At 53.3% G+C, this 10312-nt stretch carries 10 protein-coding genes; 8 read left to right on the forward strand and 2 right to left on the reverse strand.

All coding sequences use genetic code 11. From position 1 onward, the window contains the following. The 7 genes from R0J87_RS16110 to R0J87_RS16140 all read left to right on the forward strand — a co-directional run. Positions 1 to 543 (forward strand): DNA polymerase III subunit gamma/tau C-terminal domain-containing protein (locus tag R0J87_RS16110; RefSeq protein WP_498887421.1); only part of this gene is annotated, 543 nt, incomplete at its 5' end. Between the two features lie 48 nt (positions 544 to 591). Beyond that, positions 592 to 918: a YbaB/EbfC family nucleoid-associated protein gene (locus R0J87_RS16115; protein ID WP_404345305.1), complete on the forward strand. Its 327-nt coding sequence runs from the start codon at positions 592 to 594 to the stop codon at positions 916 to 918. Between the two features lie 3 nt (positions 919 to 921). Continuing rightward, positions 922 to 1527: a recombination mediator RecR gene (recR, locus tag R0J87_RS16120; protein ID WP_498887422.1), complete on the forward strand. Its 606-nt coding sequence runs from the start codon at positions 922 to 924 to the stop codon at positions 1525 to 1527. 53 nt (positions 1528 to 1580) lie between these two features. After that, positions 1581 to 2711 carry a ribonuclease D gene (rnd, locus tag R0J87_RS16125; protein ID WP_498887424.1) on the forward strand — a complete coding sequence of 377 codons (1131 nt, stop codon included), beginning with the start codon at positions 1581 to 1583 and terminating at the stop codon, positions 2709 to 2711. Then, positions 2711 to 3004, forward strand: a complete 294-nt coding sequence (locus R0J87_RS16130) for a YcgL domain-containing protein (protein WP_498887425.1) — start codon at positions 2711 to 2713, stop codon at positions 3002 to 3004. The genes rnd and R0J87_RS16130 overlap by 1 nt, the downstream gene beginning before the upstream one ends. A 31-nt stretch (positions 3005 to 3035) precedes the next feature. Then, on the forward strand, positions 3036 to 3608 hold the full coding sequence (locus R0J87_RS16135) for an acyl carrier protein phosphodiesterase (protein ID WP_498887427.1): 573 nt from the start codon (positions 3036 to 3038) through the stop codon (positions 3606 to 3608). A gap of 55 nt (positions 3609 to 3663) precedes the next feature. Then, positions 3664 to 4122, forward strand: a complete 459-nt coding sequence (locus R0J87_RS16140; RefSeq protein ID WP_498887428.1) for a YcgN family cysteine cluster protein — start codon at positions 3664 to 3666, stop codon at positions 4120 to 4122. A 62-nt stretch (positions 4123 to 4184) separates the two neighbouring features. Here the strand turns inward: R0J87_RS16140 and R0J87_RS16145 are convergent, their stop codons facing one another. Both R0J87_RS16145 and R0J87_RS16150 read right to left on the reverse strand, forming a co-directional pair. Further along, entirely contained in the window at positions 4185 to 4343 is a 159-nt protein-coding gene (locus R0J87_RS16145; protein ID WP_498887430.1) for a hypothetical protein, read from the reverse strand. Between the two features lie 170 nt (positions 4344 to 4513). Beyond that, positions 4514 to 8494, reverse strand: a complete 3981-nt coding sequence (locus tag R0J87_RS16150; RefSeq protein WP_498887432.1) for a putative bifunctional diguanylate cyclase/phosphodiesterase — start codon at positions 8492 to 8494, stop codon at positions 4514 to 4516. A gap of 257 nt (positions 8495 to 8751) precedes the next feature. On the opposite strand from R0J87_RS16150, the gene R0J87_RS16155 reads away from it, so the two are divergent. Continuing rightward, positions 8752 to 10257 carry a methyl-accepting chemotaxis protein gene (locus R0J87_RS16155; RefSeq protein ID WP_498887434.1) on the forward strand — a complete coding sequence of 502 codons (1506 nt, stop codon included), beginning with the start codon at positions 8752 to 8754 and terminating at the stop codon, positions 10255 to 10257. Positions 10258 to 10312 lie beyond the last annotated feature (55 nt).

The raw sequence follows: 10312 nt of genomic DNA on the forward strand, positions 1-10312 counted from the left end.
GAGCCAGAGCCAGAGCCAGAGCCAGAGCCAGAGCCAGAGCCAGAGCCAGAGCCAGAGCCAGAGCCAGAGCCAGAGCCTGCTCCCAGCTCTACGGTGACTGCGGCACCTGCTGTGCCGGTTGAGGCCCCTGTCTCGGGTGATCGCCTAAATCATGCCGCATGGCTGGCCTGCTTTGATGCGTTAGGCCTGGGCGGGCTAACCCGCAATTTGGCAGCGCACTGCCAATTAGAAAGCGATGATGGCGACGTGCTAGTGCTGTTATTGGACCCAAGCCAGTCCGCCATGCAGGCCGATGTCCATAATGGGCGCATTGAGCGCGCACTCAAAAGCATTGGTATGCCGAGAAGGGTTCAGTTCCGCGTGGCTGAGCTTGATGCCAGCCTAGAGACCCCGCGTCAGCAGGAAGAGCGCTTTCAACAAGAGCGCCATGCGCAGGCCGTTGATCTATTGCATCACGACCCCAATATTAAAAAGTTACAGCAGGTGTTTGGGGCTACGCTAATTGAGTCAACCGTAAAACCAACGCCAGAGCCACGCTCTTAATGGCCTACGGCTACCTTTTTTCGTTTTATTAATTTAGGAGAACACCGCATGTTTAAAGGCGGAATGGGCAACATCATGAAGCAAGCCCAAGAAATGCAGGAAAAAATGCAGCGCGTCCAGGAAGAAGCTGCCAAAGCCGAAGTGCATGGTGAAGCTGGCGCAGGCATGGTGAAAATTACCATGAACGGACGTCACGATGTCATTGATGTCACCATCGATCCTAGCGTTCTAGAAGAAGATAAAGAGCTGCTTGAAGACTTGCTGGCCGCAGCGGTGAACGATGCCGTACGTAAAGTCGAAGCGAACTCCAAAGCGAAAATGGAAGAAGCAACGGCGGGCCTGAACCTGCCGCCCGGCTTTAAGATGCCGTTCTAAACGATGCGTTTTTCTCCGCTTGTTGAGCAGTTAATGGACGCGTTTCGCGTGCTGCCAGGCGTTGGGCCAAAAACGGCCCAGCGCATGGCCATGCATTTGTTAGAGCGTGAACGCCCTGGTGGGCAACGGTTAGCGGCGGTGATTCAGCAGGCAATCGAAAAAGTCGGTTACTGCCAGCGTTGCCGCACGCTAACGGAAGCCGATATTTGCCTGCTATGTGAAAGCCCGCGCCGCGATGATGCGCTGTTATGCGTGGTCGAATCACCCGCAGACCAGCTAGCCATTGAAGAAGCGGGTGGCTTTCAGGGTCGCTACTTCGTGCTACACGGTCATCTTTCGCCATTAGACGGTATTGGACCAGATGCCATTGGCTTAGACCTGCTCGAAAGCCGTGTGGCTGAAGGCAATATTCACGAAGTGGTGCTCGCTACAAATCCTACGGTAGAAGGTGAGGCGACAGCGCATTATATCGCCTCTCAGCTTGCGCATTACGGCGTCTCCTTTTCTCGCCTTGCCTATGGTGTACCCATGGGCGGTGAGCTGGAGTACGTGGACGGCGGTACGCTCAGCCGCGCTTTTAACGGTCGCCAGCCCTTTGCTAGCGACTAACACTTATAATAAACGCAAGCGCTGATGCGGTTGTGCCAACCCGGAAGACTGCTTTGTCCTCTTCAACTTCCTCTTTATATCAATGGATTGATAGTGCCGAGGCGTTAGACGCCGCCTGTGAACAGGTTGCCGGTGCCAGTGTTATTGCCCTCGATACCGAGTTTTTTCGTGAAAATACGTTTTTCCCCGTGCCGGCGCTTATCCAGTTTGCCAGCCACGAAGTAGCGTATTTAGTCGACCCATTATCCACGCCCTGCACAGAATCGTTTAAAGCGCTGTTGCAAAATAGCGCGGTAAAGTTGCTTCATGCCTGCAGTGAAGACCTGGAAGTGTTTCAGCACTGGGCCGGTGTGTTGCCTTCGCCGTTGGTGGACACCCAGGTGGCGCAAGCCTTTTTGGGCGAAACGCCGGGGATGGGTTACCAAAAACTCGTTGAACACTGGATGGGGGAGACGCTGCCAAAAGAGGAGACACGCTCTAATTGGCTGGAGCGCCCGTTAACGCCTTCACAGTGTGAGTACGCGGCGTTAGATGTGATCTACTTGTTAAAAGTGTGGGCGCTTCAGGCGGAGAAACTCGACGAGCTAGGTCGCCGGGAGTGGCTGGATAGCGATTGCGCTAATTTAATTGAGCAAGCAGGGCGCAGCGTAGAAAACGATGGCCAGTGGTATACCCGCCAGCGCCAGCTATGGCGTCTGGCGCCTCGTCAATTAGAAGCCTACCGCCTCATGACCATTTGGCGGGAGGGGGAAACACGCCGCCGCGACCTGCCGCGTAATTGGTTGGTGAGCGATAAGCTGCTGTTTGCGGTGGCCGAAAAAATGCCCAAAAACCGCTATGAACTCGCGGAAGTTGAGGGTGTTAAGCCACCGCTGGTCAAAAAAGAGGGCGATGCGCTGCTCGCATTGGTCAAGCAGGCTCAGCACTGCGCAGAAAGTGAGCTGCCCGCTCGGTGGCCAGACCCCATGCAGCCTGCTTTTAAACGGCGCTTCAAAGCAATTAAAGGGGTAGTTGCCAGCCAAGCGTCGGCACTCAATATTGCACCTGAAATGCTGCTGCGCCGCCGCGATATTGAAGCCATGGTGATGCAGTGTCTGGATCATCAGCCCTTAATGGAACTGAGTGGTTGGCGCGATGCCTGCTTGACGCAGGCGATCCACCAAGCGCTTGAGGAGTTGTGTTAATGAGCGACAAACTGCTCTGCGAGATTTTGAAAAGCTCGCGTAAAGACGAAATGTACCTATACGTTGATAAGCGTAAGGGCACCGAAACAGTGCCTGATGCGCTGATGGAAACCTTTGGTAAGCCCGTTCCTGTGCTGACGATGATTCTGACGGCGGACAAAACGCTGGCTCGTGTCAATGCAGCCGATGTCATCGCGGCGATTGAGGAGCAAGGGTTTTACTTACAGATGCCGCCTGCTAAAGAGCCCTATTTACTCGACATTCATCGTGCGCAAACAGTAGGCTGCTCGTGAGCACGTTCTGGATGATGGTAGCAGCGCCGGTATGAATTTTCTGGCCCATGCCTGGTTAGCTCATGCGGGCGACGATGGCTTTTTATACGGTAATTTGATTGCCGATGGTGTGAAAGGCAGTGACCTTGCTGCGTGGTCGTTAAGCGTTGCCCGTGGCATTCGACATCATCGCCGGGTAGATGCCTGGGTAGACCAGCACCCGAGCGTTGTGATGGCCAAACAGCGTGCTCCAAAGGCCCAGCGGCGCTATGCAGGCATCGCGCTGGATATTGTGTGGGACCACTTCATTTCGCGTCAGCAAGCAGGCACCGATCAGCATCAACTGATTGAGCGTTGCTATCAGCTGTTGAGCGCACAACCCGCTCCTCAGCGTCTCACCACGATGATGCCCGTCATGGTTGAGCAAGACTGGCTACGCCGTTACGCTGATTTTGATTTTACATGCCGTGCTGTAGCAGGTTTGGGGCAACGCCTTACAGGGCCTAATCGTCTTGCGGAGCTGGTGCCTTGGCTGTACGACGATTACGCAGCGTTAGAAGCACATTTCAGCGTCTTGTGGGCGGAGTGCTGTGAAACGTTAACCAGCGATGGTGCCGTGGGCTGAGGTGAGGGCGAAGCTTTCGCCAGTATCAACCATGTTTATACCGAGGTAATTGACGATGGAAACCGCGTTACGCGAGCGCTTTTGGGAACGCTATACGCTTGAAGAGCTGACCCAGCCAGAGTGGGAGGCGCTGTGTGACGGCTGCGGACAGTGCTGCTTGCTCAAGCTGCACGATGATGAGACGCAGGAGCTGGCCATTCTTAACGTGGCGTGTCGATTGCTCGATACGCATAGCTGCCAGTGCAGCGATTATGAAAATCGTTTTGATAGCGTGCCCGACTGCACGCAGCTGACGCCTGCGCTGGTAAAAGAGTTTACCTGGCTGCCTCAAACCTGCGGTTACCGACGCGTAGCAGAAGGGCGCAAACTAGCTGGCTGGCATCCGCTGCTCAGTAATGACGCCGAACGAGTTCATCGAAAAGGCATCAGCGTGAGAGGGTTTGCTGTGTCTCAAGATAAAGTGCCAGAGAAGTATCTTGAAGAGCATATCATTGCCGTCATTCCGATGACTTAAGCAGAAATTAATCTGCAGCGCTGCCCTCCTTGGCATACGCGATAACCGCTGGCTAACATTCGTTAGCTGGCGGTTTTGCTTTTTGCACTGTCCCAAATGGTCAAAAAGACTTCTTTCAGAGGGGAGTGCTCTGGCTTGACCGCTGCTTTTTTTGTCGCTTTTTGGGTCGAAGGTTTTAGCGGTGTGTCCCAGATAGTCGGGAACTGTTCTTGATGATTCATAATGTGTGCCTCGTCGTAAATAGTTAGACGTTGGTATATAAAACTTATGGCTAGTATGCCGCATAAAAGCAGCGGTGCAAAGTTTTTGTGGAAAATATTTTCATATATTTTTATGGGCGAAAAAAAACAGCGCCGAAAGCGCTGTTTAATAAGGGGGTAATGAACGGGGCCTAGCCAAGGAGGGTAGCCGTGTGATTTTGCAACCAGTGGGTGAGAGACTCATAGGGCATGGGTTTGGCAAATAGATACCCTTGTAATACATCACAGTTCAGCGCCAATAGCTGATGCTGCTGGCTACTGGTTTCAACGCCTTCAGCGACCACATTAAGCTCTAGGTGGTGCGCTAAGGCAATGATCCCCTGAACAACCGCCGCATCTTTGCTGCTTTCATCAATGTTGAGGATGAAGCTACGGTCTATTTTGATCTTATCAATCGGTAGATGGCGCAAATAGCTTAAGCTAGAAAACCCTGTGCCAAAGTCATCAATCGCGATACTAATGCCCATGCCCCGCAGTGCATGTAGCGTATCGATCGCGGCATCCGTGTCATTCATCAAGATGCCCTCGGTGAGTTCAAGCTCTAGCGCGGTGGGCGGCAAACCGGTTACTTCCAACGTTTTACGCAGCGAGCTTAAAAAGCTGGGGCGGTGAAACTGCATGGGCGAGAGGTTAACTGCCATACGGCAGTGGCTTGGCAGCAGTAGCTGGAGCTTTAAAAAGTCTTTGGCGGCGCGTTCCATCACCCACTGGCTTAGGCCGATAATCTGCCCCGTTTCTTCTGCGATCGGGATAAACAGTGCTGGCGATATGGGACCCTTCACCGGATGGTTCCAGCGCACCAGGGCTTCAAAGCCCTGTACGCTGCCGTCACGGCCGAGCAGTGGTTGATAGTGTAGCTCAAACTGCTCCTGTGTAATGGCCTCCTGAAGGTCGTTACGTAGCGTTACCCGTTGAGTCAGCTTTTGGTTAATGTCATGGGTAAATGTTTGCAGCGTATTGCGCCCCTGCTGTTTGGCTTTATACATCGCCATGTCCGCTTGCTGAAGCAGAGCCGCTGGGTTTTCAAGCGCTTCATTACTAAGTGCGATACCAATGCTGGCCGACAGATAAAGCTCGTGGCGGTCTATCCGATAAGGTTGCGCCAGTTCCAGCAGCAAGCGTTCGGCCACTTCCTGGGCATGATGTGGAGCATCCAAATCAGGGAGTAACAGCACAAACTCATCTCCACCAAATCGGCACAACGTGTCAGAGGGTCGAATAACCTCCTCCAGGCGCCGCGCTACGTGGATGAGTACTTGGTCGCCAATGGCGTGGCCTAGCGTGTCATTGATGGGCTTGAACTCATCCAGGTCTATAAACAGCACCGCCAGCTGCTGCTGATGACGTTTTGCTAAATCCACATCATGATTTAAACGGTCTTCAAACAGAGCACGGTTGCCAAGCCCGGTGAGTGCATCGTGGGTAGCATGAAACGCCAGTTCATTCTCGTGATCTTTGCGTTCAGAAATATCGTTGATGATGCCCACAAAGTGTGTTGCTTGGCCGTCTTGAGCGCGTACGGGTGAAATAAAGATATTGTTCCAAAAAGCGCGACCATCCTTACGGTAGTTGCGGATGGTTAAGCTAATATCGCGCTGCTGGAGGAACGCCCGGCGAATGTCTTGAACCTGTTGTGGGTCGGTATCTGGGCCCTGCAAAAAGCGACAGTTACGATTCTGTACGTCGGCTAGATCGTAGCCGGTAATCTCTACAAAGGCGGGGTTCACGTAAATAATCGGGAAGTCATCGTTCCGGGCTTCACAGATTAAAACACCGTTACTGCTGGCCTCTAAGCTGCGTTGGAAAATGCGTAGCTGTGCTTCGTTAAAGCGTAGTGCGGTCATCTCTTTAACAACGCCATACACACCGACGACGTTGTCCATCACGACGGTAGGAAGAAAAGAGATATCAACGTAGTGTGTGTGGCCAGCATGGCTGGTGATCTCAATCTCGAAGCGCTGAGAGACCCCGGTCAGCGCTTGGCTAAACACTTCATTAATCGATGAACGCTGCTCGGTCGGTAGCAGGGTGTAAAAGTGCTTGCCGATAATATCGGCTTCACTAATGGCCAGCAGCGTTAATAGCGACTGGTTAACGCTGAGAAAATAGCCATCCACGTCTAGTGAGAAAACGCCGTCAGGGTTTTGGGTAAACAGTGAGCGAAAGCGTTGCTCGCTGTCTTGCAGCGTTTGCTGATGGTTATAGCGCTCAATGGCCAAGCTCATTAAACGCAGCGCGCTGCGGAGTAGCGATGGCTCAATGTAGGACGTTTGGCTCTGTGAAAGTGCCTGCCCCTGCTTTGACAGTAACACGACTGCCCCTAACGGCAAGGCATCTCCACTGCTTAAAATATGCACGATGGCGTTAGCGTAGCCATGCTGGGCGGCCAACTGGCTAAAGGTCATCGAAGAGGCGGTGTTTAGTGTCAAGCTAACTGTCGTTTCCTCCTGCTGGTGCAGTTCGCTAGCCAGTTTAATGACGCTCTCGTTAAATGGCATGGATTCTTGCAAGCCAAAGGGCAGGGTGCAGGAGAGCAGCTCTACTCGGTAGGCCGCAGAGCTTTCCAGTCGCCATACAGCCGCATGGAAGTGGGGGTTTTGTTGCTCCAAGAAGCGACAAATTTGTAATAGCGTGGCGCTGCATGGCTCGTCGCGGGCAATCATGGCCTGAATACGGTGCTGGTCTTCCAGCGCCTCTTTGGCTTTGGCCAGCTCTCGTGTGCGCTGTGCTCTGGCTGCGATCAAGGCGAAACTCAGTACCAGTTGGTAGGTGAGCAGTAGGCCCGCTATGCCGATGCCCGCGGCAATGAAATTGGCCAGCTCAAAAGCAGATGAAGAGCGGGGCCAAAGGCTTAAATGCAGTGCTGTTCCGCCGGGTAATCCAAGTTGCTGCTCGCTCAGGGGAGTGCTCTCTTGCACTGTTTCCTGTGCGTCTAGTACGGTGCCAGAGGAGAAAATGTCGCCACCTGGATGACGGATTGATAGCGAGAAAGCCTGTTCCGCAATCTGGGTCTCTTTGGCCATCAGGTAAGCGATATCAATGACCGCTACCAGCTGATAGCGCTGCTCGGCGGAAGGCTTTAACGCCATTAGCGCAAGATTAGGCCGTTCGGGGTCAGGGAATAGCCATTGCACGGATTGCTGCTGCTGGTTTAGCCAGCGTAATACCGGCAAGCTGACGAGCTGATCATCCAGCCATAGAAGATCGCGCCCCTGCTGTGCACGCCGCCATACATCTTGCGTCAAGGGGTTGAAATAGGCCAAGGCCAGGATGCTGGGGTAGTCATTCCAGTAGCGAATCACTTCCCGTTGACGGGACGGCTCATCTTCAAACACGCCTTGCCAACGTTCGGCTAAACGCTCAAGCACGATAGCGCGTGAGGTCAGCGTTCGCTCGATGCTGGTCGTGACGCTGGCTAGGGTGTTCTGTGCTTCAGAGCGCGTTGTCTCATGCTGATTCCAGCTGATCAAAAACCAGGCGCTCATGCTGAGCGCAACGCCCAAGATACCTGCAGCGACAGCGGCTTTACTCAATGAAGCGGCGAGATGCGGAATGTGTCGGCTGACCATGATCATGGCGAGGCCAAATGAAAAGCAGAGCAACCCAGGAAGTAGGGCGCTGGCTCTGGGTAGCCAAGCGGGAATCGCGATGCCTGTATGATAAGCCAGCGTAATGCAGCCGATGATCCACAACACAACGCCACCGATTTGCCACACTCGGCGTTGCCAAGGCCCTTGTGGACCTACCCACAAACAAAAAGCGGCTAACATCAAGATGGGCGCCGTTTGGCTGGGGAGCCGCGGTTGGCCGCTGAGCCATGAAATGCCAACACCGCCCGTCAATACATTATGTGTCAGGGTATAGAACGCCAGCATTGACAACGCTACGCTGGCGACTTTTCGCCACTGCGGTATGTTGGCCATCACGGCGCTTAGCCCCAGGCCGCAGAGCAGAATCACAAGAGAGCTGTCGGGCAAAATAGCAAGCGCCTGGGGCTGAGGTAGGCTTGGCGTCACTCCAAAAACGAGGCTAGCGCCACCGATAATCACGGTGGTGGTCAACAGCATCAGTAGGCCCGTTTGCAGCGCTAACTCACGATTGTTTACATCCATCAGGGCAAAATCATCTGAAGCAAGGTGGAATTGAATATGACTATTGAGGAGTGCGGTTACGTTGAATAGTCTCAGCGAATAGTCCGGCTGGCAAGGCGCAGTAAGTCGTAAGTAAGGGACGGCGTACAATACCCTTTTGTTATAAGCGTGTAATGTTCAGTATTGAAAAAGTTTTTTAAGGTTTCTATAGTCCGCAATTGCTGGGGTTCTCTATCAATCCAGCTTCCCTTTTGGGGATTTCTCATTGAAGGAGACTTATGTCCCAAGCTCTGTTTGCAAGCCACATAGCCCATGCTGATCGTTTTATGTGGCTTCCGATTGGCTTGATTAGCGTGCTGTGCTTAGTGGTGGGGGTGGCGACTGACACGTTTTGGCTAGCAGCCGCATTTGCTGTGGCGACACTGCCGTTCACAGCCTGGTTGCAAAAGCGCCTGCCAGGCAAGCCGGTAAACGGTTTTGTGAAAGCCGCGGTGATGATGGGATGGTCTGCGGTATTGATTGAACAGAGTGGCGGTTTAATTGAGGCGCACTTTAGCATCTTTATTTTGCTGGCGGCATTGATTCTCTATAGCGACTGGCGGGTCATTGCCTTTGGTGGTCTTGTGGTTGCGCTACATCACCTGTTGTTTAGCTGGTTACAGTACTTGGGGCATGTGCAGCTTTACAGTGGCATGGTGGGGAGCGGTTTTCATGATACTCACTCCGGGTATGAACTTTTTTTATGCCTATTGATGCATGGCGGTGCCGTGGTGGTTCAGGTTGTTGTGTTGGGCTATTTGGCCAGCGTTTTGTCGCGCATGGTGGCTGAAGGGCTGCATGTTAGCCGCTTTGCCCATCAGGCAGGCAGCGGGCGCTTGGATATGAGTTTTAGCGCGTCACAGCTGCGTTTGCCCGCCGTAGCGGCTGTTCAGGAGATGCGTGATCAGGTTTCCAATAGCCTGCGCCAAACCCAGTTGGCGGCCCAGGCGTCTCACACACTTAGCGAGCAGCTATTTCGTGCCCAGGATGATCTGAGCGAGCAGATTGCACGTAATGTGAATCAGACTGAGCGTATTTCGGCTAACGCGACGCAGCTGGCATCTATTACGCGGGATACGGCGACGGAGTCTCGCCATGTAAGGCAACTGGTGAAAGAGGCGGACGTTGCCATGCAGGAAAATCATCAGCAGGTAGAGGCGTTTCAGCAGATGATGCGTCTGTTAACTAAGCAGGCCGAACAGATTGGCAATCTGTTGTCAGAAATAGATCACATCACTTTTCAAACCAATTTGTTGGCATTAAATGCATCCGTAGAAGCCGCCCGTGCCGGTGAGCAGGGCCGTGGATTCTCGGTGGTGGCCAATGAGGTGCGTAAATTAGCGGGTAATACTCAGCAAACGGCCGAGAGAATTCGCTACAACGTGGTGGCGATCACTGAGCACGTCAGCAAAGGGGTTGCACAAAGCAGCGCGGCGAGTGATACGACTCAGCGCCTAAGCGAGTCGTTTGGTGATGTGGCCCAACGATTAGGCGTTATGGATAGCGCACTACAGCAACAGCATCAGGGTATTGATGAGCTGGAGCATAGTGTGACCGAGATACATGATGCCCTGGAGCGCTCAAACCGCTCGGTGCGTGACGCGCACGCAATGGCAGAAAGACTCTCACAAACAGCCGATGTGCTTCTCGATGCAGTGAGTGGTTTCAAGCTGCCTGCTGCGCCGACGTCTGACGTACTTCCATCACGCCAGCTCGCTCATACATCAGTTACGCTTAACGAATAAATGTTCAATAAATATTGCCTTGGTGTCTTATTGGGTTCTGCCATATAGCTTTGCT

The organism is Halomonas sp. SIMBA_159 (assembly GCF_046536035.1).
In the GTDB taxonomy this organism is placed as follows: domain Bacteria; phylum Pseudomonadota; class Gammaproteobacteria; order Pseudomonadales; family Halomonadaceae; genus Vreelandella; species Vreelandella venusta_A.

Excerpts from the sequence above, each read along its gene's own strand:
- R0J87_RS16150 (WP_498887432.1), bottom strand. The coding sequence starts at position 8,494 with ATGGATGTAAACAATCGTGAGTTAGCGCTGCAAACGGGCCTACTGATG.
- R0J87_RS16155 (WP_498887434.1), top strand. The coding sequence starts at position 8,752 with ATGTCCCAAGCTCTGTTTGCAAGCCACATAGCCCATGCTGATCGTTTT.
- R0J87_RS16130 (WP_498887425.1), top strand. The coding sequence starts at position 2,711 with ATGAGCGACAAACTGCTCTGCGAGATTTTGAAAAGCTCGCGTAAAGAC.
- R0J87_RS16140 (WP_498887428.1), top strand. The coding sequence starts at position 3,664 with ATGGAAACCGCGTTACGCGAGCGCTTTTGGGAACGCTATACGCTTGAA.
- R0J87_RS16135 (WP_498887427.1), top strand. The coding sequence starts at position 3,036 with ATGAATTTTCTGGCCCATGCCTGGTTAGCTCATGCGGGCGACGATGGC.
- recR (WP_498887422.1), top strand. The coding sequence starts at position 922 with ATGCGTTTTTCTCCGCTTGTTGAGCAGTTAATGGACGCGTTTCGCGTG.
- R0J87_RS16115 (WP_404345305.1), top strand. The coding sequence starts at position 592 with ATGTTTAAAGGCGGAATGGGCAACATCATGAAGCAAGCCCAAGAAATG.
- R0J87_RS16145 (WP_498887430.1), bottom strand. The coding sequence starts at position 4,343 with ATGAATCATCAAGAACAGTTCCCGACTATCTGGGACACACCGCTAAAA.